The following is a 26,028-nucleotide window of genomic DNA, read 5'->3' as shown; positions in this document are numbered from 1 at the left end:
TTGCCAATGTCTCTTTTTTGCTCTGCTTTTTTTAGTCATTATTTAAGACTAAATTCAAAGAATTATCGCTAAAAAAAGTATTCGCATTATAGACATATAACAATTCATTAATCTTTTCCTTTTCAATGAGTGCCTCTAAATCATCAAAATAATAACGCGGATCCACCACTAAAATCTCATCATAATACGGAATCAAAAAAGGAATCAAGGCATTGGCATAAGAATCTTTAAGGACTAGCAACCGATTCTCACTTGAAGAGGTCGTTTGAATTTTAACTAGCGAATGATTGCCACCTAAAAAAACAGTGTATTTATCTCTTCCCTCTAACGCCTCTGTTTGATAAACCGTAGTGCTTTTTTGCTGTTCTTCTACATACGTTACGACATACAAAACATCCGTTTGTGGTAAATACACCTCAATCGTATCTAAACTTCTCGCTTCAAATCCACTTTTCGCACTCAACGTTCCATCAAATGACTCCGTGACCGTCAAAACATGATAGTCCAAATCCACTTCTAAATCCAAACTCTTTGCCAACTGTAAAAATGTATAGTAGGCACCAAGAGTTGACCAGTGGTGATCATTCTTATAGTAAATCGCTTCTTCTTTATGCGATTTCAATGCTTCAGTAGCATTTACAAATAAGATATCCTCTCTTAACTGACTCGCAAAATTTAAAATAGACGCCTGTTGATCGATAACCGGTGCCTCTCTTGGAAGTTTGTCACTTAACACATAGACCGCATTGGGAACCATTAAAAAAGACGTTTTTAACTCCTTAGAAAAATCATTAATCGCTATCAGATTTTGATTAAGAATCTCCTCTGAAGCGGGATGAAAAGCCTCTATTAAATAATCATCAGATCCAAAGTAGACACCATTATTCTCCTTTTGTCCAAGTAACAAATCGGTTTGAGACTTCATTTGGACCCAAGCATCTCGCCCAAAAAACTGATCGTTTACATATTTTTCATATTTACTGCTATAACGACCTTCTAGCACCCGATCCCATTTAAACGTTGGTTTTTGTGCTAAGCTCCGGTTCTCCATTTCTGAAAATGCTACATTATCACTTAATAAATTCAACGTAAAAAACACAAAAATAAAAATCACCCACACACACGCTAAACTACTCCAATACATCCCTTTCCTCATGAGCTCATCTCCTAAAATCTGAAATATAGAAATGGATTATACGTCGTTGTCACCAAATAAGCCGTACTTAAAAGAAGGAGCGTGACTTGCACCACTAGCAGTAATCCACCCCACTTGGTGCTTTTTAAGGTCATTTGAATCTGTTTTAAAAGTGGCGTCGAACAAATAACTCCTAGAATCAATAAGAGGCCATAACTCATCAAATAATACATCGACGTTTTATCATACAACGCGTGTCCTGAAAATCCAAACATCACCTTTAAATAAGAAAAGGCGTCCCCTAGATTTTCAATACTAAAAAACGTCCAACCTATGATCACAAGGATTAATGTATACGCATGTCTTAACCATGAAGGCCATTTTTCAAGCCATTGCTTTAAGATGATTTTTTCAATAAAAAGCAAGACGCCATAATAAACGCCCCATATCACAAAATTCCAACTCGCTCCATGCCAAAGTCCAGTTAATAACCATACAATCAGTAAATTCCTGATTTGTTTTTTTATTCCTAATCGATTTCCTCCAAGTGGAATATAAACATATTCTCGAAACCACCCTCCCAGTGACATGTGCCAACGTCGCCAAAACTCCGTGACACTTTTTGAAATATACGGATCATTAAAATTTTCTAAAAAATCGAAGCCAAACATTTTTCCAAGACCGATCGCCATATCTGAATATCCACTAAAATCAAAGTAAATTTGTAATGTAAAAGCAATCATACCAAGCCATGCCGTTAGGACTGACAAACTACCAAATTCCATCTCTTGAATCGTTGTAAATAAATACCCAATAGTATTCGCAAGCAACACCTTTTTAGCAAGACCTGCGATAAAGCGCTCCGCACCTAATCCAATCTTTTCAAAACTCTCCTGACGTTCGCTTAATTGAATTTGGATGTCAGTGTATTTGACAATCGGTCCCGCTACAAGTTGTGGAAACATCGTGACATACAAGGCGAATGAAATAATATTTTGTTGCGCTTTAGTTTTTCCAGTATATGCATCAATAACATACGATAAAATTTGAAACGTGTAAAATGAAATTCCAATCGGAAGCGGGATATGTTGACCCTCTAAGCTTAAATGAAAGAGGTAATTAACATTTTCAATGAAAAAATCATAGTATTTAAAAAATCCAAGTAACCCTAAATTAAAAAGAAGTGCCACCATAAATAAGATTTTTTTTTGATTCGGATTTTTTTCCATCAAAAGAACCAACACGTAATTAACAACAATGGATAAAAGCATTAAGACGATATATTTTGGCTCTCCCCACGCATAAAATACTAAACTTGCGATTAATAAAACGAGATTTCGTCCCCGTCTTGGCATCAAAAAATAAGCCAGAAACACGATAGGAAAAAAGACAAACATGAAAAACAAGCTACTAAAAACCATTGATTCTCACCCTACTTCCTAAATGCATTCAAAAAGGCATCACAGTATGTGTCGACTTCGTTTGATACCGCAAAAAACAAATAACTCCCTCGAACTTTTAGCTCATAGTTATCTAGTAAGCTACAATTTTCTGGCTTATAGCCGCTAAAACGATTGATTTGACTTTCAACGCGAGCCTCAACCATTGACTCGATGTCCTCAAGTTGCGAACGATCTTTAACCTCGACAACCAATATCTCTTCAACTTCCATCGATGAAATCGACACGTAATAAACATAACCCAAAATCTCATTTGGATTAACTCCAATGAACCGTCTTAACTCCTTACTCCCCACCTCTTTAACCCGCGTTTCATCGACGAGTAGCGCCTCTTTAATCTGCTCTAGTGAGACATTGGTTGCTTTCTCGCATCCTGTTAACATACTGATTAAAATAAAGCTTCCTAAAACCAAGATGCTTAACTTTTTCATCACTTTGGCTCTGCCTCCTTATACGCTTTAATCACTTGCATCCAAATCGGATAAAACGTCGATTTTACATGAATTCCATCCGGTTCATACATGTCTTCCCTCACATAAGAAGCCACATCTAAAAAACGATAATCTGACACCTCACATAATGTCTTTAATGCCTCATTAAAAACTGTGACACGTTCTAAACTTAACTCAGGTATATTTTTGGCGATATCTTCTCGAATCGGAAAAATAGACACAATATAAACCTTTAAATGAGGTAATGCCTGTTTCATTTCTTGAATTAAGGCCTCATATCGTTCAATGTATTGATCCGCCGTTTTATAGACGAGTAAATCATTCGCACCGAAAAGTAAAAAGACTTCATCAGGACTTAAACGAATGACTTTTTGAACTTCTTCCTCTGCTGTTGCAAGTCGAAGTCCAACTTTCGCTACAACAGAAGAAGGATCTAAATAATCATACGCGGTAAAGGCCTCAACAATCGAGTCTCCCATAAAAACAGAAGACGCAAAGTATTGTTTAAAATCACATTCTTCTTGATTTATTTCTAATCTATCGGGCTCTTTAGCTTGTTTATTTGCAATCATGTCTAGTACTTCACTCACACTCACTTCCTCTAATTTTTTCAAAACTTGGACACTTTCTTCTTGATACGGAGCTATCCCACTTTCTTGTGAATTTGTTCCTTTAGTACGTAAAAAACAAACAACCATTATCATTGTAACGATACAAAAAATAAGATAACGACCTTGCCAAACCCATCGTTTAAAGCGATTGATTCCCACCCTGATCCCCCCTTACTTTATATTAAACTATACGCTTCTCGCCCCTCATTTTATTACGCTAATTGAAGATATTTCCTGACATTCCCCTCTAATAAAAGATAGCGACAAAAGCCTTTTCTTTGTTGAATCTTCTGTTATCCCTATCAAAAAAAGACCTCCTAAGAGGTCATATTAATAATCGATTAAACACCTGATCTTTTGCAATCCCATGACTAATAGCATACAAATACGCGTCTTTTTGTGTTTCATGTGATTTAAAATAGGCATAGTCTCCTTTAGTTTCAATCGTAATAAATAATTTAGCATCAGTCGCGACCTCATCAAGTGTCTGCCAATCTGCCACTAAAGGCCGGTGAAATCCTTTTAGCAATCGAATGACCGCAATTTTAGCTTCATCAAGTTCTCCATATCTAACTTTTAATTGAGCTTCTTCGCCGTAATCATCATGCAATTCACGGCAAACTTCAATAATATCGAAAATAAGTAACTCAGCTAAGCACAGAACAAGTTCATCTTTTAAGTCTTCCGTTTCAATGAGTTCGTTTAACTCGCGTTCATACATTTGTAAATGAAAGAGTAAACTTAAAAAATCATCATATTCATCCTTTGTAAAGGCAACACTTAAGATATTTGTATTTCGTAAATTGATATAAGAGTCTAATGCGTCTTTCGTTTGACTTAAAAACTCTAAAATTCCTTCTTCATTCACAATCATGTTCTCACTCCCCCTGGTACAAAAAAAGAGTAGTTACACGCTACTCTTTTTCAGGATACAAACCCTCATTTGTATCAATTTATTCATTTATCTCACTGTTTATACTACATCCTATGACAAAAAAACTATTTCGTGATATCTCTTTAACCGTCGTCTCATATATTCGTTAAACAGAAAAGCTCATCATTCATTTCTCATCCCAATTTAATTTAAGCCCTAACCCTTGCTGCAATCATCCCATCATCCGTCGGTTGATTCGTATTTATCTCCCCTTTCATCCAAAAACACCTCTTTAATTCGTTCAATACGTCGCGCTAAAACCGTAGGAATAGGTACTCCGAGTTCATGAAGATTTTCTAAAATCGAGGTCCCCTCTTGCAACACTACACCACCTCCTAAAATCTCCATTAATCCGACGTTCTCCACTCCCATTTCACAAAAAAATAACATCTCCTCACTTGGTAATAAATTGAGTAAATTAAAGCCAAGCATCTCATCGAGTAATTTAAACACAAGCATCGAAAATAAAATCATGGCCTTACGAATCAATCCATCTAATCCCACTGAACTATTTAACTGACACTTCAAATAGGCCTTCACATAGCCAGTAAAAAAATCAACAATGACTAATAAGACGACAATCATTAATATTCTCATCATTTTTTATCCCCCTTTCTCTAATGAATATCTTCCTCTCTCTCATTTAGTGTGCAAAAAGCAAAAAAGAAATCAGCAGTACGCACTGATTTCTTTTTTAATGTTGATGTAAAACATGGACTAATCCTTGTTCATATAACATTTTAATATGATTATCATCTAAAGAATAGTAAACGACTTTTCCCTCTTTACGAAACGAGACTAAATGAGCCTGTCTTAAAACACGTAACTGATGTGAAATCGCTGAGTGTGTCATATCTAGTAAGGAGGCTAAATCACACACACACATTTCCGAGTTAACAAGGGCTGAGATGATTCGAATACGAGTCAAGTCTCCCATCGCTTTATATAAATCTGATAATTTCAGTAATTCTTCATCACTTGGCATGACATCTTTTACTTTTTTAATGACATCATTATGAATTGAATCAACACAACATGCTTCCACGAACTCACCTCTATATACTGACTGATTAATCCTGTCACGATCTGATTTCAGTCATCATTATTCAAATACTTTAGTACGAATAGAAACTATAGTCTTGTTAAAGTTTTCAAAAACTCTAGAAAACTTATCGGGACTTATAGTTTCGACTGATGAGTTGATTATAGTCCTTCAGAATAGAAAGTTCAATACTTTCTTGTAAAAACATCAATTCCTAACAAATATGATTAAATTTTACCGTTTTTCTCGATCTAAAAATAAAGATTTCACAAGTGCTAACTGTTCCCTTAATTCCCACTTATATCGTTTTCTTGAATCAGTTTTCGCTCCAATAAGCTGACAGTTAAGATGTAATCGGTGAGCAAGTAATCTCGTTCTAATGCTGTGAAATTCACTGGTTACAATCGCAACGCGTTCTTCTTTAATTAAAGGTTTACAAAACAATAAATTTTCAAATGTATTTCTGGCTAAATCTTCAACGATAATACGATCTTCTGAAATCCCAAATTCTTCTATCAATACGTTTTTCATGATATGGGCCTCTGGAAGTTTCAAATCTGTTCCATTTCCTCCCGTCACAATGACACGTAGCTGAGGATTTTCATGAAGAAGCAAAGCCCCTTTTTCAAGTCGAGAACGAAGAGTCGTACTTACTTCATTACTATGAAGTAATGAACCTAAAATAATAAGCTGATTGATGTCTGCTTCTAATTCTTCGTGCAATGAACTGTTCATTTCAAGATGTAAGACAATCGTATAGGTTACCCAAGCAATTAAAATATTACTCATCTGTACTCCTCCTTTCACTCTTTTACTGTATGGTATGAGTGAAAGTCAAAATTGTGTTTATTTGATGACTAAAATAATGAGTTAAAATAGGTCAATTGCCCAATCTCTTTGCATACGTTATAGTAGATAAAGCGATTTCTTACATCATGACGTGAAGAAAAGGAAGGAAGTGAGTCGTATGGAAAATGAACGTATTGAAGTAGCAAATTATATGATTAAATCGACTGATTCAATTCAAACGATTGCCAATCTGTTTCAAACTACTCCAAAAGTATTGATCCAACTGAATGGAAATCAACCCCTCATTATTAAAGCTAACCGTCAAATTAAAGTTCCCCTACTTCCACATCTCAATCAACACGTCGTTAAATCAGATGAAACGATTCAAGATCTACTCATTCGGTTTAAATTAACACCTGAAGAATTATTGATGTTAAATGAAGATTTACAATTAGCACCTGGTCAAGTAATTAAATTGAAGCCTTAAAAAAAGGTCACGAAGCATTTGGCTTTGTGACCTTTTTTTTAAAACTGTTTGGCTTTTTGAACCATTTGATTTTGTAGTAAACAAATTTGTTGTTTGAGTTGATCCTCGTTAAAACTGTTACGTCCCCAAAGGGTAATTGAATCCACGTCAGTAATTCCAACGAGACTCAGCACAGCTTCAACTTGCGAAACATGATGATTTAAAAAAGAACGATTGCCGCTATAAGGTTGTCCGGATGTTGAAATATACATCACTTTCATATCCGAACAAAGACCAGCTACTTTTCCGTCTTGATAACCAAATGTCACATGACGATACACGATATTATCTAAATAAATTTTTAGCATCGCTGGAAAACTATGATTCCAAACGGGGGCCGCAATCACACACTTATCAAAAGATTTAAATTGCTCTGCTAAATGCCGAATTTCTGTTTCTTTTCCTTGATTATACAATGCTAATCGCTCACAATCCATAATCGGCATAATCGTTTGATACAAATCTAACACTTCGACCGTGTCATTTGGATGTGATAATTGATATTGTTTAATAAAAAAATCAGATAATGTAAAGGTTAACGACTGATCATTAGCTTTCGGATTAGCCTTTATATATAAAAGACGCGCCATAAATTCACCTCGTAATATGATTTTAATGCTCTTTAATCCCTATCATAATATGATGAAATACGATGAATTTATAACGCGTTTTATCTAATTATTTAATTTTAATTACATTTTGTGAAATTCACGAACCAATGCCTCAGCACATTTAATTCCATCGATACCCGCTGAGACGATTCCACCTGCAAATCCAGCTCCTTCACCTGATGGATAAATCCCTTTAACCGTTAATGATTGTAAACTTTCGCTATCACGATCAATACGTACTGGAGAAGATGAACGAGACTCGACTCCCGTCATCACAGCGTCATGCATCCCAAATCCTTTTAGTTTACGATCAAATGCAATTAAGCCTTCACGCATGGCATCTGTAATATAATCTGGTAATAATTTATTCAAATTCGTTAATTTAACACCTAATGCATAAGAAGGGGTCACACTTCCAAGTTTTTTAGACGCTTGTCCTTTTAAGAAGTCCCCAACAAGTTGAGCTGGGGCTGTGTAATTACTTCCACCCATACCAAAAGCTTTTTCTTCTAAACGACGTTGGAACTCCACCCCTGCTAATGGATGATCTGATCCAAAGTCTTCTGGAAATACTTGCACTAATAAGGCACTATTCGCATTTTCTTGATCACGCGCATGTTCACTCATTCCATTCGTTACGAGACGCCCTTTTTCAGAACTTGATGGAACGACTAAACCACCTGGGCACATACAGAACGTATAAACGCCTCGACCATTTGATGCCGTATGTGTTAAACGATATTCTGCTGCTCCTAATTTCTCATGACCTGCAAATTCTTTATACTGAGCTTGATCAATTAGCGTTTGAGGATGTTCAACACGAACTCCTACTGCAAATGGTTTAGCTGTAAATTGAACCCCACGATCATACATGTGATAGAACGTATCACGTGCACTATGTCCAATTGCCACAATCACATGATTAGATTCAATGACGTCTCCACCTTTTACTTTAACTCCTGTGATTTGATTATTTTCAACGATAAAATCTGTCACTTGTGTATTGAAGCGAACTTCTCCACCAAGCGAAATAATTTTTTCACGAATATTTTTAACGACACCACGTAATAAATCCGTCCCAACATGAGGATGTGCCATATATAAAATATCTTCTGGTGCTCCCGCTTCAACTAACGCTTCTAACACCTTACGTCCACGTAAATCTTTAACACGAGTCGTTAACTTCCCATCTGAGAACGTTCCGGCTCCACCTTCACCAAATTGAACATTTGAATTTGGATCTAACTTTCCTTCGCTCCAAAATTCCTCAATCGATTTCACACGGTCATCCACACTTCCACCACGCTCAAGAACGATTGGTTTATACCCCATTTCCGCTAAAATTAATGCTGAAAACATCCCAGCAGGTCCAAAGCCAACGACTACTGGACGGTGAGACATCGGTTTTTCTCCCATAGAGGGATACGCATAATTTAATTCAGGTGTTTTAACGATATTTGGTCGATTTAACTTCAAAATTTGGTCTTCATTTTTAAGGGCAATATCGACGGTATAAACGAACTCCATTTTTCCGCGACGACGCGCATCAATTGACTGTTTATAAATTCTATATTCCAGTAAATCTTCTTCACGAAGCTTTAATTGTGCTAACACTAATTCTTTTACTTTTTCAATCGGATCCTCAATTGAAATTTTAATCTGCGATACTCGGATCATATCATCACTCACTTTCTTAACTAACCTATTATAGCACAAATCGACTTAAAAATTTCATTTAACGTTTCCGCACTGATAAAACTCCCTTAAAATAAGACGTTTTAAAGAGTAGGTAACATGATCATTCAAATAAAACACAGAGCCTATTCCGTCCCCTAGTTAATCTAGTAAACGGTAAAGTAAGAGAGTATTGCCACTAAAGATGAATGCTTCAGAGATTCTCATGCCTTTTGAAATTATTTTTCTTAAGCCATAAAAAAACTTTTTCTATTAAGGCTTTCGTCATAAACAGACATGTGATACACTATTAGTAAGCGGTTACTTTAAGGGGGAGGGTAGCATGTCTATTATCAAAAAATATTTACTCGTCATCATCATAACAGGAATTTTTATCACATTGAGTGGAGCACTGTTATTAGGTCCTTTTGCCTTTTCAACCATCACCACTTCAACGGTTTGTGATGCCGTCTTAGATCATATCGCTGAGCGAATTACATCCACTGAAACAGGTGTAACCTATGAATTAAGTGACTTAAAGACAGAGACTCGTTTCTCTTATCCCAAACAAAAACCGTTTATTCCAGTGAATTATACAATAGGTGGAGCTATTGTTGAACCTCAAACGAGTCTTTATCTCGTTCACGAAGGAAATTTAACACGTGGTAGCAAGCTAACTCTAGAATTTGAAGTTATCCCAACCTCTAGTGGCGTTTATCATTACTATCTAATCAATGAAACCGGCGTTATCGATGAGTTTGAAATAACCGATTCGACCTCTTATTACAACCATCTAAAAATCAAAAAAACAGGAAACTATGCCATTATCTTATCCGTTGAAGACGCACTCGGAGATTATAAGCTCAATTATCATATTACAAGATCTATTCTTCCGCTCTAATCAATACGCTATCTTAATAGAACTAACAAAAAGGATGTCAGCAAGACATCCTTTTTGTTATCGCCATTATTTTAAATGGTAACTGATCAACCTCAATTATATTAATTTGATTAAAATCGTGATGATTCCAAGAATACCAAGGCACATTCCTACTACTTTATTTAACGTTTTAATCTCACACTTGTTCGCAAATTTAGCACTCACATAAGCCGCTACTACACAACAGATAATCACGACTAACATCGGAATAACCTGTATGCTTGCCCCCATAGAAAAATGACTAATCGTTCCAATTAAAGCCACTAGTGTCATAATCATCGTACTTGTTCCGACCGCTACTTTTAAATTATAACCCAGATGTAAAGTGAACACTGTCAGCATTAAAATTCCTCCACCACTTCCAGTAAAACCACAAATCCAACCGATTCCACATCCAAAAATCATGGCCTGTATCATTTTTTTCTTACTAATCTGTTCTAGTCCAGCTTCTGCATCATGCCCTTCCTCAATGGGTTTGACTAAAAACTTGATCCCGAGAAAAATAGTTGTTAACATTGAAATATAGCCAAGTCCATCTGGTTGCGACTGAGAAAAAAGAAATCCACTGTAACTCCCAACAATCGTTCCGACAAAAGCAGTCATTGCTACTAGCATCCCATGCTTTAAATCAATATTTTTGTTTTTATAGTAAGTATATGCCGTCAATAAACTAGCCAAAACATCTGCTGCAAGCGCAACTGTTACAGCATCATAACTCTTCCATCCACAGATACTGACTAGTAAAGGTGTAATGATGACTGCCGCCGAAAGACCTGCAAGTCCTGTTACAACACCTGCCCCTATTCCTGCGAAAATATAAACAAGATATAACATCATCGATTCCTCCTTTAAGATACTCAAAATTATCCTCTCAAATTTCAATTATATTAATGAAAAAACAAAAACAGTCAATTCTTAACATGTTTTACCTTTCTTTAATAAATCAATATTTCTACTTTGAATTCATTTATTAAAGAAAAACCCATTTGACATAAAAACAATCCTTATTTTAGTCTAAATTCTAATGTTTTTAGGTTTAAAGATTATCCCATTTTATCTCAATCTCATTCATCATCTCCCTCTCTTCTCATCAGATTTCACGTCATAAAAAAGGGACTTTTCAGTCCCTTCTTAATAAATTGTGTACACATTTTTATGAGTGTTTGATTGAAGATAGCCCTTTTTGACATACTCGTGGAATAGATAAAGAGACATTGAGTATAGTGGCAAAATGTAAAGTCCTACTAACCCTAACGTTAAGGCAGCTAAAATTCCCCAACCAATAAAACTAACTTGTAAAATAAATAACTCCCATTTATGTCCATCCATCATTTCACGGCTTTCAGTAATGATATCATCCACTGACATCCCTGGATTTTCATTCGCAATATAATAAACTTGTGAATACGAATAGCCCTTAATGATGCCTGGAATGACAAATAATAATGACCATAAAAAGAGGTAAATATCCTTTACAAACGTTAAGGCCATCACCGACCCTAACTCATCAGTCGGGAAAAAGTCACGAATCGTAAAATCTTCACCACGACGAATTTTTCTTAGGACATCAACAGACCCATACCCAACCAATCCAGTCACTGCCATATTCAGTAACACATTTAAAAGCGGGATAAAGGAAATCAGATTAGACACAATCGCCATCACAATCCAAATTCCAGCATAAATTAGTGCAAATTTAGCCCATGAATTATTTTGAAATTGAGCACGTGCATGTCGTTTAATTTCACCACGCCACTCTATCTTTTGAAATAAGGCAATTAAAACTAAAATAAACGGAACACCGCCAGTTATAAAAAAGGGAATTGTCCAAAACATTCTCTCACATCACTTTCATCAATTATAATCCTATTCTACTGACTTCTAATCAATTATGCAATATTTTTCCATGAAGTTCGGATGAAGTTTTAGACAAAAATTTTTTTAGCTGTTTTAGCAATTGTAGCTGTACTAATCAAATCAAAACCTCCTCCCACAATTCCACCTGTAATCGGAACTAATTTAATTAAATTAATTGCACCTGTTTTCCCCATTTTGGTCAATAATCGAAATCCGACTTTTTGATTAATTTTAGTTAACACTTTACCTGGGATTTTTTTTACTAAAGATGTCCCCATTTTGACACCAATTTGAATGCCACTTTGTTTTAAAATTTCTCCTGCAGAATTCCCAGTTAACGCCACATAAATAAATGTTTTAACTTGGTCATCTAACACATCATATCCTCTCATATGGGCAATAGCAGCAATCATTCGAATTTGAACATATAAAACCGATGCTACATTGGCAGGGATAGCAACCGGCAAAGTTAACACTCCTCCCAATCCAGTTATAAATCCACTTGTCATACATTTCGCTTCTTGAAAAGCGATAAATTTATCAATGGCTTTCTCAACATCTTGATATTTTTCTAAATATTTATCTCCAAGTTCTTGAGCAGTTTCAAAACCTGGTAGCCCTTGAATAGCTTTTTCATAACAAGTATCTAAAACCTGTAACATTTTATCTTCTGTTATTTTATTGTTCATATCTGTTCACCTATTTTAATAAAATTTCGTTACTATAGTATAATCACATTTCGTTGGCGTGAAACGGTATCTACCCCGTTCATCTTTTTCAAACAAAAAAAAGAAACCTAAAGTTTCAAGCGTAATATATGTCAGGAGGTGAAGATCAATGCCAATTCAATCCAAACTTTTAGCTATCTTAGAACGTGCTCACGAATTAAAAGCGAGTGACATTCACTTTGTCATGAAGAATGAAAAGATGTGCATCGAATTTCGAGTCGGAGCGTTTATGGTCCCATACGAAGAACTTTTAATCACTCAATATGAAAGTCTATTAGCCTATATTAAATTCCAAGCCTCACTCTCACTCATGCACCCCAAACAACCTCAATCAGGTCTCTTGAGGCTTCAAAATCAAGAACTTACCTATTATTGTCGGGTCTCCATTCTTCCCACTCAACACTATCAAAGCCTTGTGTTGCGGCTGATTAATCACACACACCAAAAGCAACTTCATGAGATTCCGTATTTTTATCGAAATGTAGCCGCGCTTCAGCAGATGGCGACGAAACAAGCAGGACTTTTGCTAATTAGTGGTCCGACTGGTTCTGGCAAAACAACAACGACTTATGCGCTAATTGATTATTTGAAGCAAGAGCTTGGAAAAAGTATTGTAACCATTGAGGATCCAGTCGAATATCAGCAGCCAGACATCATTCAGATGCAAGTGAATGAAACAATGGGCATGACGTATGATGTTGGGATTAAAGAGATTTTACGTCATGATCCCGATGTTATTATCATTGGTGAAATTCGAGACAGTCAAACAGCGAGACAGGCTCTACGTGCCGCTTTTACGGGTCATTTGGTGATTTCCACGGTGCATGCTAAAAATGTGCTCGGAACGATTAACCGTCTACTTGATTTAGGCATTACTCTTCAAGAACTAGAACAAGGAGTCATTGGTGTAGCGAATCAGCGTCTCATTAAATTTGATGATGAACAAAAGGCTCTTTTTGAACTTTGTTTTGATGATCATCTTGACGTCTTATTCCATCATTTAAATGAAGGAAGTCCAGTTCAACCATCGTATCTCACACTAGATGAGGAGTTTTCACAATGCCAACAACAAAGAGCCTAAAATCATATTGGAGCTTAAGCATGCAACAAAAATTTTTATCCCGGTTTAGTCAACTGTTAGAAAATGGCTTCTCGATTGCCGATGCCCTTGCTATCATGAAAACTCTATTTAAAAAACACGCCGTTGATCCTATGATTATTGCCTGCTTACAAGGTCAAAACTTTGCCGATACCTTAGAAGAGTGCCACTTCGAACATCGGATTATTTACATGATTCGTAGTAGTGAGCAAGCAGGAGCCTTACTACAAGGCTTACAAAAGGCCGCTGATTATAGCGACTTTCATCTTAAAAATCGGTCAGACCTCTCTAAAAAAATTCGCTATCCCCTCACCTTATTTGGCCTCATGAGTCTCATTTTAATCGCCGTGTTTATTCTCTTCATGCCAAAAATTCAAAGCTTTTACGATAGTTTCAATTTATCCGGCGATACTGACTTCTTGCAAACGATCTTTATCATCATTGGATGCTTGATCGGAGTCATCGCTTTACTAACCATCCTCATGACCCTCATTTTGAAATGGCAGTCTATCCCCTTTCAAGCCCACGTCAAACAATGGTTATTTAAACTCCCCTTATTACGTTCGCTCATGCAAAAAATCTTTAGCTACTATTTTAGCAGTCAATGGCTTATCTTCTTAACCTGTGGCTTATCCTTAAAAGAAAGTCTTGAGATGATGCTAAAATTTGAAACCATCCCCTTTATCAAACTCATCATCAAAGAATTCAATCAAACCCTTGAAGCTGGAACACCACTAGAACTTGCCTTCCATCAATCTCCGTATTTTACCCCCTACTTCAGGCTCACGATGGCTCATGCCCTAACCCTTGGAAGTATTCAAGCTGAACTTGCTTACTACTCTCACTCAGAATTCAAACAGTTATCTGCTTTGCTAAGTCAAAGCTTCAAAATTCTTCAATTCAGTCTGTTAATGCTCATTGGCATTATCATCATCTTGATCTACTTAAGTATCTTACAACCCGTCTTTCAAATGATTGACATCATCTAAAAACTCTAGGAGGAACAAACAATGAAAAAATTAAACCAAAAAGGATTTACCCTAATTGAAATGATGATTGTGTTAATAGTGGTAAGTATTCTAACCCTACTCATTATTCCAAATGCAGCTAAATACATTACAAAGGCCAATGAAGATGGATGTGTTGCTTACAAAGCATCTATTGTAGCCCAAAACACAGCAAATTCATTTATTGGAGAACCTACAGTAAGTGAAGATCCTAAAATAATTCAAAAACTTTGTACTAGTGATTCTCTTGTGGATACTAACGATGGTATTGAATAGTAGATAGCGATGCTTAAAAATCAAAAAGGTTTCACCTTAATTGAAGCACTCATCGCGCTTTCTATTACGAGTATCCTTATTTTAGCGACTTCAACCTCTTTCATGAAACTCTATGATTACATTAATCTGAATCAAACGTTAGCCACCATCCAAGCGGATCTCGCTTATATTCGTCAAGCGAACATGATGCCAAAATCATCACAGCTCATCCAACTAAAAATTTATCGACAACAAGGTTACTATGATGTTTCTTCCACCGATGAAAAAACGCTCTATTTTCGTCGCTATTTGCCTCCAGGTGTCAGCCTTAATGCTTCTGAATCCATTATCACCTTATCATTCAATATTTTTGGTCATATTGATAAAGGTCAAACCATTGTCGTCAATAGTCGTCATTTCAAAAAATCGATTGTCTTTTCAATCGGCGCAGGAGGTGTAGATATTAGATGAAACTTAAGCGTGAATCAGGATTTATTTTATATGAGTGCTTAATCAGTTTGATTATTTTGGGTGTCGTGTTGAGCACCTTGCTTCAAATGCTTCCGAATCTTTTAATGGCCCGTCATCAACTCACTCAAGAACAACTTATTTTCAATCAAATCTATCAACTTAAAGATGAACTTTTATATCAACAAAAAACATTTCCAGACACCCTATATTTTGACTCCCCGCTTCCTTATAAAATAACCTTTTCACCCCATCAAGTTTGTGCCCATTATCCCTTAGGAGCAACTTATGAAAAAACACTTTGTTTGTAAGCTTAATTCAAAAGGATTTCTATTGCTTGAACATTTAATTGCACTCATCATCACCTCACTATTACTTATTACCTTACTTAGCCTTATTCAAGTCACAAAATTATATGCCTCGAATACTGATGCTGTTTTATTAAATGAACTAGAAGCTCTCGCCACACAAATCCAAATTGAAGCTCGACTTTCCCTTTATTTTTCTTCTCCTAATCATCAAATCCTTAATCTTCACCAATCAAATGGAGACACTATTTCTTACTTTATCTCTGATGAGCGATTGATGCGTCAGGTCAATGGAAAAGGCGGCGAGATTGCCTTGTATCATTGTAAAACCTTAAATGTAAAGGATTATCAAGCTAATTATGCCACCATTCATTTAAAAACCTCTTCTCAAAGTATGACTGTATATTTAAACACCTTTAATCTTCCGCTTCCTACTATTGAATTACTTGAAGATGAGGAGCTTTTAGAAGAGCTAGATGATCTCTCATTCCCTCTAGAAGAAAATAATAATCATTCATTACTAGACAAAGAGTTCTCTGAAGACAGTCTCGATGTCCCCTTTCCAAATGAGGAGTTCTTTGAAGAAAGAGATGATGATCTAATCGTTGAAGATGAAATGATTAATGAGGAGTTGATGTCTGATGATTAATAATGAAAAGGGAAGCATTCTTTGTCTTACGCTTACCCTTGCCTTGATTATGGCCACCCTCTTGCTAACCTTATCGCAACAGCTTCAAAGCCAGACCTTACTGTTTGAAAAAAGAAGAGAGTATCTCACGTTGACCTTACTTGAAAAGGAATGTCTGAAATTCGTGCTTGATGAAATCACAGATCCTTTGCAAACAATTCCTAAATATGAATCTTCTAAAACGATTACCCTAAGTAATGGGGCAAGTGCGATGCTAAAATATTCAAATTATACCCAAAGCCTTGATGTCACTTATCAGGTCTACTATAATGAGTATTTAGGTAAAGCAAAAGTATCTTACGATAAAAAAAGTAAAACCTATACACTAGTACACGGGTGATTATTCATGAAATCAATCATTTTAATTGGGATGATGGGCAGTGGCAAGACAACAATTGGTCAAGCATTAGCGGCTGACTTATCTAAATCCTGGGTCGATACCGATCAATACATTGAAGAAAAAGAACAACAAAGCATTCCTTACTTATTTGAACATCACGGTGAATCTTACTTTAGAGATTGTGAAACTCATGCCCTTTCAGAGCTTCTATCACATGTTGATATCATTTCAACGGGTGGTGGAATCATTGTAAATGAGGCTAATCGTCACCTGATTCAAAATGAGGCAACCGTCATCTATTTAAAAGCAGAAATTAAAACCTTAATTCATCGCATTAATCCAACAAATCGTCCATTGCTTCAAGATGAAGACATTCAAACAAAACTTGAAACCCTATATAAAAAACGACATCAATGGTATGAGTCTTGCGCTCATTTAACGATTGAAATTGATGAACTAGGAATTTTAGAAACTGTTGATTATATTAAATCTGCGTTAAAACTTTATTAACCTCCAAAAAAGCAATGTCCAGACGGTTCATTGCTTTTTATTTAGGCACAAAACCTCCCACTTAGAATAAATTAATACTATAACCAAGCTTAAATCAGGGAGTGAAAATATGAGTACTTTAAACGTCCCACATCATTACAAAACCATACAAGCCGCTATTAACGCTGCTCATAGTGGCGATACCATTATGATTAAACCTGGTATCTATCATGAATCACTTCAAATCATAAAAAAAGAACATCTCTATCTGCTGGCCCACCCTGGAAGCGTCATCCTTGACGGAGAAAATCAAGCTAATATTGGCATTGAAATCGACTCACATCACATCCAAATCCAAGGAGTGCAAATCATTAACTTTATAGCAGGTATTGTCTCAATTGGAAATTATAATACCTTTTACCAAATCACGTGTGCCAATCATCAACAAAGTGGTATTTCGTTTATAGGACACCATAACCAACTTCTGCACTGTCACCTCATGGATAATAAAAGTAGCGCCATTTCATTTTCGGGAAACCATAATATTTTCAAGGCGAATCGAGTTCAAAACTGTTCTCGTGGAGTGGTCGCCTTAGGTCCTTCTTGCCATAATTATTTCATCAAAAATCTTTTAACTCATATCGAAACGTATGCTCTTGGGATTGTCTCAAATGGATCAAAACATCATATTTTTTACAAAAATACAATTGATGATTCGAAATATGGAATTTTAGTTCAAAACGGAAGTTCGCAGCTCGTTAAAAACAATATTAGCCACTGTCATGCTTGCGGGATTTTAATCGGTCACAATCAAGCCACCATCTGTCAAAATACCTTAAAAGCGAATGAAACCGGACTTGATTTATATACTGACTACAGTGAGATTACAGGAAATACCATTCAAAGCGGCCATCAAACAGGTATAAATCTTAATGGTAGTCACAATAAAATCTCTCAAAACGTTGTGGTTCATTACAATAGTATTGGAATCTTAATGAATGGCTATCATAACTTACAAAGCCATAATATTTTACAAGGAAATCAAATCAATCTCATTGAAAATGATTTAAAAGAACCCTTGATCGACGTTCCAAAAGATTTAGAAGACTAAAAAAAGTCGCTATATGAGCGACTTTTTATTTTAAAAATGGATTATGATTTGTTTCTTCTTCAATCGTTGTACAATCACCATGCCCTGGATAAACAAGGGTATTTTTGGGTAATGTTAGCAGCTTTTTCTTAATACCAGTTACTAACTGATCATGATTTCCATAAATAAAGTCGGTGCGACCAATGGATCCTTTGAATAAGGTATCCCCTGTAAAGAGCATGTCACCTTCTTTAAAATAAAAACACAAACTTCCTGTTGTATGTCCTGGCACATGGAAAGCTTGAATGTTTGTATCGATGCAATCAAATTCGGCTCCATCTGCTAAAAATTGATAATCAAAATTAGGATTTAACACAAGACGTTCATAAATCATAGGTGATAAATTAACATCTGGATTTTCAAAATATTCTTTTTCTTTTTTATGCGCATAAATGGGAACTTGGTAATGAGTTGCTAATTCATTGACTGCTCCAATATGATCAAAATGACCATGTGTCAGTAAAATAGCTTCAAGTTCTAATCCTTTCGTTTTTAGGTGTCTAATAATCGTTTGCGCATTCGCAGCCGGATCAATGACGACGGCTTTATTGCCATTTGAGACAAGGTAACAGGCTGTTTGAACAGGCCCTAAAATAAGTGGGAAAACTTTCATTTTTAACACCTCATTGACGACGGAAGCACCCTAATAAATAGGGTGCTTAATCCGAAGTGATTATAATGTTTTTGCTAAATAAGCTGATCCGACGATTCCAGCGTCATTTCCAAGTTCAGCTAATACAAATTCTGTTTCACGAACCGCACTGAATGCGAAGGCTTGGTAATGTTTTTTAATCGTTTCAATTAAGATATCTCCTGCTTTTGAAACTCCACCACCAATAATGATTTTTTCAGGATCCGTTGTTGCTGCTAAGTTAGCCGCTGTTAATCCAATGTAGCGTCCTAATTGATCTACCATTTTGATTCCAACTACATCTCCTGCTTTAGCTGCATCGAAAACGTCTTTTGCCTCGATTTTTTCTAAATCGCGTAACGTTGATGCCTCTTCAGTTGCTGCTAAATATTTTTCTGTTTCACGAACAATTCCAGTTGCTGAAGCAACCGTTTCTAAACATCCTTTTTTTCCACAGTTACATTGATTTCCATCTTCTAAAACAACTGCGATATGTCCAATTTCTCCACCAGCACCGTGAACACCTGCAATCACTTTACCGTCGATGATGACACCACCACCCACTCCTGTTCCTAATGTGAACATGATAGCATCTTTAGCACCTGCTGCTGCTCCTAACCATAATTCTCCTAAAGCCGCAACGTTTGCATCATTTCCAACAGCCACCGGTAAGTTAACTAACGATTCTAACTCTTCTTTAACATTTTTTGTCGACCAACCTAAGTTAACAGCGACTACTACAATTCCTTCATTATTAACAGGACCAGGTACTCCCACCCCTACTCCTTCAACTTCATCTTTGTTAATTCCTTTTTCAGCGCATTTAGCGTCAATTGTTTTAGCAATATCTGAAAGAATATTTTCACCATTATTATCTTTGTTCGTTACAATTTCCCATGCTTCTAATAATTCACCTTTAGAAGAGAATAATCCACACTTGACTGTTGTCCCCCCAACATCAATTCCGAATACGTATTTTTTCATCTCTTTTGTCCTCCTTCTAAGTTTGAATGATCTTACGTTCATTTATGAATATGATTCAATATCTGTCGAATCGAGATTTAATATTTTCGAATAATATTTTAACATAACTCTTCTCAAATATAAAGATGAAACCCTTCCATCCTCAAAAGCTAACCCGTTACATATCATTAAAAAAAACACACTACTTCATAAAAGTAGTGTGTTTAAGGTAACGTTAAATTAACGTACAGAGTCTAACGTTTCTTTTAAAACAGCCACTGATTTAGCTAATTTATCGCGTTCAGATCCTGTGATATTTAATTCAAATACTTCACGTACTCCGTTACGGTTAATGATAGCAGGAACCCCTACGAATACATCATTTTGTCCATATTGTCCATTTAAGTAAACAGATACTGATAATGAACTGTTTTCATCACTTAAAATAGCTTTAACAATACGAGTTAATGCCATACCGATTCCGTAGTAAGTTGCTTTTTTACGATCGATGATGTGGTAAGCTGCGTCACGTACATTAACGTAGATTTGTTCTAAATCTTCAAATTTATATTGTGGGTTATCATTGATGATATCTAATAATGGCATTACCCCAACTGTTGTATGAGACCATAATGGGAACTCAGTATCTCCGTGTTCTCCAACGATATATCCGTGAACGTTACGTGGGTCAACATTTAAGTATTTACCGATTTCATAACGTAAACGAGCTGTATCTAAAGTTGTTCCTGATCCGATTACACGGTGGCGTGGTAATCCTGATTCTTGCCAAGCTACATAAGTTAAAACGTCAACCGGGTTACTTGCAATGACTAAGATTCCGTTGAATCCTGATTTCATGATGTCACGAACAATTCCACGCATAATACGTGCATTTTTCTCAACTAAATCTAAACGTGTTTCACCTGGTTGTTGTGCAGCTCCCGCTGTGATTACAACGATATCAGCTGTACGGCAATCTTCATATGTTCCTGCCCAAATATCCATTTTATGTGGTGCGAAAGGTAACCCGTGGCTTAAGTCCATTGCTTCCCCTTCAGCTTTGTCTTTGTTTACATCGATTAAGACGAATTCTTCTAATCCACCTTGGTTTAACATTGAATAAGCAAAGCTCATTCCTACAAATCCTGTTCCTACTAAGACAACACGTCTTACTCCAGTTTTCATGGCTGTCACCTCTATTTATGTTATTTGAGTGCATCATTTATTTTTATGACTTGAAATCACCTTATTTGAAAATTCAAGATGTAACCGATGCCTCATTTAATTCCATTATATCCTATAATTCATTTATTCACAAACATTATGACCTCTTTTTTTCATTAAAACGTTTTCGTCTTATTTCGATACGTTTTTTGACATTTTGACATTTTTCATTTTCTTCTAAAACATATTTCGTTTAAAAGTGATTCATCGACTTCTTAAAGATTATAACCTTTTAAATTTGAAACCATTTTCTTTTACATGGAACGAAATTCAGCATACTGCTCATTTTATATCGATATCTTATTAAGCCTTCTGTTTTAGAATGAATCTCATACGAAGAAGTTTAACCTCTCTATTGAATCATTCTCTTTTTATTATGCTTCAATTTTCTCCATAACATTCTCGTTCATCTCAAATAAAGCCTTTTTCTAAAAATGAGCAAAAAAAAAAAAATCCTGTATAAACAGGATTTTGAAAAAGGAATAGCTCCTTATTTTTTCTCGCGATGAGCAGTTGCTTTTTTACAACGTGGGCAATATTTATTCATCTCAAGACGTTCTGGGTTATTACGTTTATTTTTTTTAGAAATGTAGTTTTCTTCACCGCAAACTGTACATTTTAATGTAAGATTTACTCGCACTAAAATCCCTCCAATCTAATAACAACTTCTACATTATAGCATGCACCACGAAAAAACACAAAGTATTTTTTAGTTTTTTCACACTATAAGGCGAATTATGTTTTTTTTACTCGTGTGTAAAAATTATAACAAATGCTTGTAGATGACTCAAGCATTATTTTTCTGTAATTTTTACTAAAATGCATCTTAATTCCAAAATAAAAAAAGAGCATCTATGCTCTCTTTTCATTTTTAACCATTTTTCATGATTTATTCATCTAAAACGGTATTTTCTAGTTCTGATATTCAATCTTCTGAAATATTTGGTGTGCTAGGCTGATCTTGCGTTGGTGTTTCCTCTACTTGATCAGTTTCAGCTCCTCCTTCTGTTTCTCCAACTGGAATTGAGTCTTGATTTTGCGGTGTCGGAGTTGTTTGAATCCGTTGCTTATTTAAGTCAAAATAAGCCTTTAATGCTTCATATCCAATGTTAAGTGACGCTGCATCCGATTGAGTCGGTAATTCTGCCTGTGGAATGACCACTGCAATCGCTACTTCCGGATTGTCAGCAGGTGCATAGGCAATTAAGGTACGATTGTAGACCTCAATAAAATCGCCATTTTCATCTTTTACATAACGCCCTGTTTCAGTATCGCGAAGATATTCCTGAGCTGTCCCGGTTTTTCCGGCTGGATTAAAGTCTGCTTTATAAAAGACCGAGTAACCTGTCCCGCCTGATTCTTGTAAGGCGCGTTTAAATCCTTCATGAACACGATCGTAATATTTTTGATCCATTTGAACGATATTTAATAGTTTCGGTTCAAACGACTTCACCAATTGCTTTCCATCTACTTCCTCATTTGAAGGTAAATACACATCTTTGACAATTTGAGGTGCATAACGACGGCCACTTGTCGCAATAGTTGAGACATATTGTGCTAATTGCATCGTCGTATAAATATCCGCCTGTCCAATTGAAAAGTCAAGCAATTTCCCTGATGTCTTATTCGTTTCAATTAACCCAATTGATTCATTTGGCAAATCAATTCCTGTACTGACTCCAAGACCAAATTGATTAAAGAACTCGCGATACTGATCAAAAGCACTAACGTCTAACACTAATGGTCCTCCTGGGACGTAAGTTCCACCTCCAAGACGAATTGTTTGTAACATGAAATAAACGTTACTTGAGAACTTTAAGGCGTCTGAATCATTAATATAGCCGAGTGTTTTCCATGACTTTTTAATCAATCCACCTTTAAATGATAATGGACCGTCTGTAATATATTGATTGATATCCGTTACTCCGTAATGATAACCTGCTAATAAACTTGCCCCTTTGACAACTGATCCCATTGTAAAGGCATTTTGAATAGTTCCAAGAGAATTATCATATATCTCATATTGTTTTGTTTCTTCGTTATATTCAATGACTTTTCCCGTCATCGATAAAACTTCACCTGTATTTGGATTTAACATGACCACATATGCTTCACGTAAATACTGTGTGGCAACCGGGCGATTCGTTTTAGCCGCTATCAACTCATCTTCAACAATTTTATTGAGCGCTGCTTGAAGCTCGGCATCAAGTGATAAAACTAGCTCATAACCACGTTGTCCCTCATAAATTTCTTGATAGTTTGAAACCTCATTCTCATTTTTGAGTACATATTGAGATTTGCTTCCACGTAATAAAGCTTCGTAATAAAGCTCTAATTGTGAGAGCCCAACGCGGTCATTTGATTGATAATCATGCGCTTTATAATAGCCTGACAAATTGGCTGGTAACCCTTGCTCATACGATGAAACACGTCCATAAATTGGACTTATTCCCGCGACACTTGGATAAGTGCGATCCCAATCGACATCTGTATTCACACCTGGTAGTGATTCTAGATGCTCACTTACAATGGCAATTTCATCTTGAGTGGCTCCTTTTTTAATGATATTAGACGTTAAATTCGTCCCCTTATTCATATTAATATAAATGGCTTGCGTCTCTTTATCATGATCACTTAACTTTTCAAGCATCTCATCTGTAATACGACTTAATTGTAGTTGATAAATTTCATTATCATCTAACTCTTTGATTTCTTTAGCAGTCACTAATTCATTCGCTTCCTCTTTGAAAACCTCAAGATATAAGTCTTTTAAATCACGAGAGGTTAGTTTTGAGAAATCAACCTCGATTAAATTCGCTAATTGACTCGCAATGTCTTTCATTTGTGACTTAGAAACAAAGTTGATACGTAATGGTATTAACGGCCTCATTATCCACTAAAACATCAAAGTTACGATCATAAATAACCCCACGTGGGACATTTTTTTGGAGCTCAACCGTCGTCGAGCGTTCAATATAATTCGTGTAATCCGGTGAATACGTAACTTGAATTGAATATAGTCGAAAACAAATCACTAAAAACAAAACAATACTGACAATCTTTAAAATATGTATTCGAAAAACTAATGACTTGATTAGCTTTAAAATCTTATCTACCATATGACGCACCTTTCTAAACTCCAAATCTAAACTTCCTCATTATTATATCACACTCACAAAAAGCCATTTGCATTTTTTATGTAAAAATAAAACTAATTTTGACTTTATCTGCGTATAATAAAAAACTGCCTCTAAGTGTGGCAGTTTCCTAATTTTCCTTACTTTTTCAATGCTTCTTCATAGCGTCTTTCCACTTCATCCCAGTTAATAACGTTCCATATGGCTTCCACAAATTCAGCTCGGCGATTTTGATATTTTAAATAATACGCATGTTCCCATACATCAATCAGTAAAAGAGGCGTTTTTCCGATACTCAAAGGTGAGTTTTGATTTAATGTATTCATCACCTCTAACTCTTTGTTTTCAGTTAAAACAAGCCATCCCCATCCTGATCCAAATTGACTGATAGCTGCCTGTGAAATTAATTTTTTCATCTTATCGCAACTACCAAACGTCTGTTTTACGTGTTTAGCTAATTTTCCAAATGGTTCACCCCCACCATTTGGTGAAAGAACGCTCCAATACATGTTATGATTTGCGTATCCGCCACCTTGATTAATCACGCCTTGACGAATATCAGCTGGAATTGCCTCAACATCACTTAGAATTTCTTCAATTGTTTTTCCATCAAAAAATTCTTCATGTCCTTTAACTAAGGCATTTAAATTATTCGTATACGTTTGATGATGTTTCGTGTAATGAATTTCCATCGTTTGTGCATCTAAATAAGGTTCTAGTGCATTATAAGAATAAGGCAATGGTGGTAACATAAAATCAGCCATCAAAAATCAACTCCCCTAAATTTAAGTATTATGGTTTGAAAGACTTCAGAATTATTATATAATGATTGATGGATAGCGTTAGTTTTTCGATAATTTATCCAAAAAAGAGATAAAATGTGGGGTGAGCCCGATGTCTTTAATAACACATCGTCAAAATACAAAAAAAGTTCAAGTAGGTAATCTCTTTATCGGTGGTGCAAATGAAGTCATTATTCAAAGTATGACCACCACTAAAACGCACGATATTGAAGCAACGGTTGAACAAATCAACCGATTAGCTGCCGCAGGATGTCAACTCGTCCGCGTCGCTTGTTTAGATGAAGAAGATGCAAAAGCAGTCAAAGCGATTAAAGAACGTATTAGCATTCCTTTAGTTGTTGATATTCATTTTGACTATCGCTTGGCGTTAATCGCAATTGAAGGTGGCGTTGATAAAATTCGCATCAATCCAGGTAATATTGGAAATGAAGACCGTGTGCGCCAAATTGTTGAAGCAGCTAAAGCGAAAAAAGTTGCGATTCGTATCGGTGTGAATGCCGGTTCATTAGAAAAAGAAATCTTAAAAAAATATGGGAAACCAACGGCGGAAGGAATGGTTGAAAGTGCCAAATTCCACGTTGAAATTTTAGAAAAACTAGGGTTTGAAGATATTATTATTTCACTTAAAGCCTCAGATACTGACTTAGCGATTGAAGCTTATGAGTTAGCCGCTAAAACATTCCCATATCCATTGCATTTAGGAATCA

Annotated in this window: 32 protein-coding genes; 12 read left to right on the top strand and 20 right to left on the bottom strand. The window is 35.8% G+C overall.

The genetic code is table 11. The annotated features are described in order from the left end of the window. Positions 1-31 precede the first annotated feature (31 nt). From QWC74_RS12760 to QWC74_RS12725, 8 genes are all read right to left on the bottom strand, one after another. Positions 32-1,156: a DHHW family protein gene (locus tag QWC74_RS12760; RefSeq protein ID WP_040764171.1), complete on the bottom strand. Its 1,125-nt coding sequence runs from the start codon at positions 1,154-1,156 to the stop codon at positions 32-34. 11 nt (positions 1,157-1,167) lie between these two features. Continuing rightward, complete coding sequence (locus QWC74_RS12755; protein WP_006785828.1) at positions 1,168-2,556, bottom strand: MBOAT family protein; 1,389 nt, start codon at positions 2,554-2,556, stop codon at positions 1,168-1,170. Between the two features lie 11 nt (positions 2,557-2,567). Next, complete coding sequence (locus tag QWC74_RS12750) at positions 2,568-3,026, bottom strand: DUF4358 domain-containing protein (protein ID WP_155061897.1); 459 nt, start codon at positions 3,024-3,026, stop codon at positions 2,568-2,570. Then, positions 3,026-3,817: a GDSL-type esterase/lipase family protein gene (locus QWC74_RS12745; RefSeq protein WP_006785826.1), complete on the bottom strand. Its 792-nt coding sequence runs from the start codon at positions 3,815-3,817 to the stop codon at positions 3,026-3,028. Before QWC74_RS12745 ends, QWC74_RS12750 begins: the two co-directional genes overlap by 1 nt. Before the next feature lie 166 nt (positions 3,818-3,983). After that, positions 3,984-4,532, bottom strand: a complete 549-nt coding sequence (locus tag QWC74_RS12740; RefSeq protein ID WP_006785825.1) for a hypothetical protein — start codon at positions 4,530-4,532, stop codon at positions 3,984-3,986. Between the two features lie 240 nt (positions 4,533-4,772). Next, positions 4,773-5,192: a phage holin family protein gene (locus tag QWC74_RS12735; RefSeq protein WP_006785824.1), complete on the bottom strand. Its 420-nt coding sequence runs from the start codon at positions 5,190-5,192 to the stop codon at positions 4,773-4,775. A 94-nt stretch (positions 5,193-5,286) separates the two neighbouring features. Beyond that, on the bottom strand, positions 5,287-5,577 hold the full coding sequence (locus tag QWC74_RS12730) for a helix-turn-helix transcriptional regulator (protein ID WP_155061896.1): 291 nt from the start codon (positions 5,575-5,577) through the stop codon (positions 5,287-5,289). 291 nt (positions 5,578-5,868) lie between these two features. Then, the gene (locus tag QWC74_RS12725; protein WP_006785822.1) at positions 5,869-6,423 is read right to left on the bottom strand and encodes a YdcF family protein; all 555 of its coding nucleotides are present in this window, start codon (positions 6,421-6,423) and stop codon (positions 5,869-5,871) included. A gap of 178 nt (positions 6,424-6,601) precedes the next feature. On the opposite strand from QWC74_RS12725, the gene QWC74_RS12720 reads away from it, so the two are divergent. Further along, positions 6,602-6,910: a LysM peptidoglycan-binding domain-containing protein gene (locus QWC74_RS12720; RefSeq protein ID WP_006785821.1), complete on the top strand. Its 309-nt coding sequence runs from the start codon at positions 6,602-6,604 to the stop codon at positions 6,908-6,910. 38 nt (positions 6,911-6,948) lie between these two features. On the opposite strand, the gene QWC74_RS12715 is transcribed toward QWC74_RS12720, so the two are convergent. Beyond that, positions 6,949-7,539, bottom strand: coding sequence for an FMN-dependent NADH-azoreductase (locus tag QWC74_RS12715; RefSeq protein WP_006785820.1), 591 nt, complete (start codon positions 7,537-7,539; stop codon positions 6,949-6,951). 102 nt (positions 7,540-7,641) lie between these two features. Then, positions 7,642-9,237 (bottom strand): NAD(P)/FAD-dependent oxidoreductase, encoded by a 1,596-nt coding sequence (locus tag QWC74_RS12710; RefSeq protein WP_006785819.1) that lies wholly within the window; start codon positions 9,235-9,237, stop codon positions 7,642-7,644. A 340-nt stretch (positions 9,238-9,577) separates the two neighbouring features. On the opposite strand from QWC74_RS12710, the gene QWC74_RS12705 reads away from it, so the two are divergent. Beyond that, complete coding sequence (locus QWC74_RS12705; protein ID WP_006785818.1) at positions 9,578-10,135, top strand: hypothetical protein; 558 nt, start codon at positions 9,578-9,580, stop codon at positions 10,133-10,135. A gap of 96 nt (positions 10,136-10,231) precedes the next feature. On the opposite strand, the gene QWC74_RS12700 is transcribed toward QWC74_RS12705, so the two are convergent. The 3 genes from QWC74_RS12700 to QWC74_RS12690 all read right to left on the bottom strand — a co-directional run bounded on the left by QWC74_RS12700 (position 10,232) and on the right by QWC74_RS12690 (position 12,720). Further along, on the bottom strand, positions 10,232-11,011 hold the full coding sequence (locus QWC74_RS12700) for a sulfite exporter TauE/SafE family protein (protein ID WP_006785817.1): 780 nt from the start codon (positions 11,009-11,011) through the stop codon (positions 10,232-10,234). A 294-nt stretch (positions 11,012-11,305) separates the two neighbouring features. Beyond that, the gene (locus QWC74_RS12695) at positions 11,306-12,010 is read right to left on the bottom strand and encodes a DUF975 family protein (RefSeq protein WP_006785816.1); all 705 of its coding nucleotides are present in this window, start codon (positions 12,008-12,010) and stop codon (positions 11,306-11,308) included. Positions 12,011-12,099: 89 nt separating this feature from the next. Next, complete coding sequence (locus QWC74_RS12690) at positions 12,100-12,720, bottom strand: EcsC family protein (protein ID WP_006785815.1); 621 nt, start codon at positions 12,718-12,720, stop codon at positions 12,100-12,102. A 148-nt stretch (positions 12,721-12,868) separates the two neighbouring features. On the opposite strand from QWC74_RS12690, the gene comGA reads away from it, so the two are divergent. The 9 genes from comGA to QWC74_RS12645 all read left to right on the top strand — a co-directional run bounded on the left by comGA (position 12,869) and on the right by QWC74_RS12645 (position 18,524). Next, a complete protein-coding gene (gene comGA, locus QWC74_RS12685) occupies positions 12,869-13,840 on the top strand; it encodes a competence type IV pilus ATPase ComGA (protein WP_006785814.1) in 972 nt (323 codons plus the stop codon). After that, complete coding sequence (locus QWC74_RS12680) at positions 13,819-14,847, top strand: type II secretion system F family protein (RefSeq protein WP_229098566.1); 1,029 nt, start codon at positions 13,819-13,821, stop codon at positions 14,845-14,847. The genes comGA and QWC74_RS12680 overlap by 22 nt, the downstream gene beginning before the upstream one ends. Positions 14,848-14,868: 21 nt before the next feature. Beyond that, on the top strand, positions 14,869-15,141 hold the full coding sequence (locus tag QWC74_RS12675) for a prepilin-type N-terminal cleavage/methylation domain-containing protein (protein WP_006785812.1): 273 nt from the start codon (positions 14,869-14,871) through the stop codon (positions 15,139-15,141). Between the two features lie 9 nt (positions 15,142-15,150). Then, positions 15,151-15,591, top strand: a complete 441-nt coding sequence (locus tag QWC74_RS12670) for a type II secretion system protein (RefSeq protein ID WP_006785811.1) — start codon at positions 15,151-15,153, stop codon at positions 15,589-15,591. Beyond that, positions 15,588-15,899 (top strand): type II secretion system protein, encoded by a 312-nt coding sequence (locus tag QWC74_RS12665; protein WP_006785810.1) that lies wholly within the window; start codon positions 15,588-15,590, stop codon positions 15,897-15,899. Before QWC74_RS12670 ends, QWC74_RS12665 begins: the two co-directional genes overlap by 4 nt. Further along, complete coding sequence (locus QWC74_RS12660; RefSeq protein ID WP_006785809.1) at positions 15,877-16,545, top strand: ComGF family competence protein; 669 nt, start codon at positions 15,877-15,879, stop codon at positions 16,543-16,545. Before QWC74_RS12665 ends, QWC74_RS12660 begins: the two co-directional genes overlap by 23 nt. Further along, positions 16,538-16,924 carry a hypothetical protein gene (locus QWC74_RS12655; RefSeq protein WP_006785808.1) on the top strand — a complete coding sequence of 129 codons (387 nt, stop codon included), beginning with the start codon at positions 16,538-16,540 and terminating at the stop codon, positions 16,922-16,924. The genes QWC74_RS12660 and QWC74_RS12655 overlap by 8 nt, the downstream gene beginning before the upstream one ends. Before the next feature lie 6 nt (positions 16,925-16,930). Beyond that, positions 16,931-17,434, top strand: coding sequence for a shikimate kinase (locus QWC74_RS12650; RefSeq protein ID WP_006785807.1), 504 nt, complete (start codon positions 16,931-16,933; stop codon positions 17,432-17,434). Positions 17,435-17,543: 109 nt separating this feature from the next. After that, positions 17,544-18,524: a nitrous oxide reductase family maturation protein NosD gene (locus QWC74_RS12645; RefSeq protein ID WP_006785806.1), complete on the top strand. Its 981-nt coding sequence runs from the start codon at positions 17,544-17,546 to the stop codon at positions 18,522-18,524. 25 nt (positions 18,525-18,549) lie between these two features. Here the strand turns inward: QWC74_RS12645 and QWC74_RS12640 are convergent, their stop codons facing one another. From QWC74_RS12640 to QWC74_RS12610, 7 genes are all read right to left on the bottom strand, one after another. Next, positions 18,550-19,176, bottom strand: a complete 627-nt coding sequence (locus tag QWC74_RS12640) for an MBL fold metallo-hydrolase (RefSeq protein WP_006785805.1) — start codon at positions 19,174-19,176, stop codon at positions 18,550-18,552. A gap of 60 nt (positions 19,177-19,236) precedes the next feature. Continuing rightward, positions 19,237-20,178: an ROK family glucokinase gene (locus QWC74_RS12635; protein WP_006785804.1), complete on the bottom strand. Its 942-nt coding sequence runs from the start codon at positions 20,176-20,178 to the stop codon at positions 19,237-19,239. A 219-nt stretch (positions 20,179-20,397) separates the two neighbouring features. Beyond that, complete coding sequence (locus QWC74_RS12630; protein WP_009606176.1) at positions 20,398-21,342, bottom strand: L-lactate dehydrogenase; 945 nt, start codon at positions 21,340-21,342, stop codon at positions 20,398-20,400. A gap of 529 nt (positions 21,343-21,871) precedes the next feature. Next, the gene (gene rpmG, locus QWC74_RS12625; protein ID WP_006785801.1) at positions 21,872-22,021 is read right to left on the bottom strand and encodes a 50S ribosomal protein L33; all 150 of its coding nucleotides are present in this window, start codon (positions 22,019-22,021) and stop codon (positions 21,872-21,874) included. A gap of 285 nt (positions 22,022-22,306) precedes the next feature. After that, positions 22,307-24,271 carry a penicillin-binding transpeptidase domain-containing protein gene (locus QWC74_RS12620; RefSeq protein WP_288994174.1) on the bottom strand — a complete coding sequence of 655 codons (1,965 nt, stop codon included), beginning with the start codon at positions 24,269-24,271 and terminating at the stop codon, positions 22,307-22,309. Continuing rightward, positions 24,231-24,509 (bottom strand): hypothetical protein, encoded by a 279-nt coding sequence (locus tag QWC74_RS12615; RefSeq protein WP_288994173.1) that lies wholly within the window; start codon positions 24,507-24,509, stop codon positions 24,231-24,233. The genes QWC74_RS12620 and QWC74_RS12615 overlap by 41 nt, the downstream gene beginning before the upstream one ends. Positions 24,510-24,658: 149 nt before the next feature. Continuing rightward, positions 24,659-25,282, bottom strand: a complete 624-nt coding sequence (locus QWC74_RS12610) for a superoxide dismutase (RefSeq protein ID WP_006785799.1) — start codon at positions 25,280-25,282, stop codon at positions 24,659-24,661. Between the two features lie 130 nt (positions 25,283-25,412). On the opposite strand from QWC74_RS12610, the gene QWC74_RS12605 reads away from it, so the two are divergent. Next, the coding region (locus tag QWC74_RS12605; RefSeq protein WP_288994172.1) for a flavodoxin/ferredoxin-dependent (E)-4-hydroxy-3-methylbut-2-enyl-diphosphate synthase at positions 25,413-26,028 on the top strand (616 nt) is incomplete at its 3' end.

It is taken from the genome of uncultured Turicibacter sp. (assembly GCF_938044715.1).
GTDB lineage: Bacteria > Bacillota_I > Bacilli_A > MOL361 > Turicibacteraceae > Turicibacter > Turicibacter sanguinis.
Note: the sequence above shows the minus strand (reverse complement) of the source record. Positions and strands in the feature narration are given on the sequence as shown.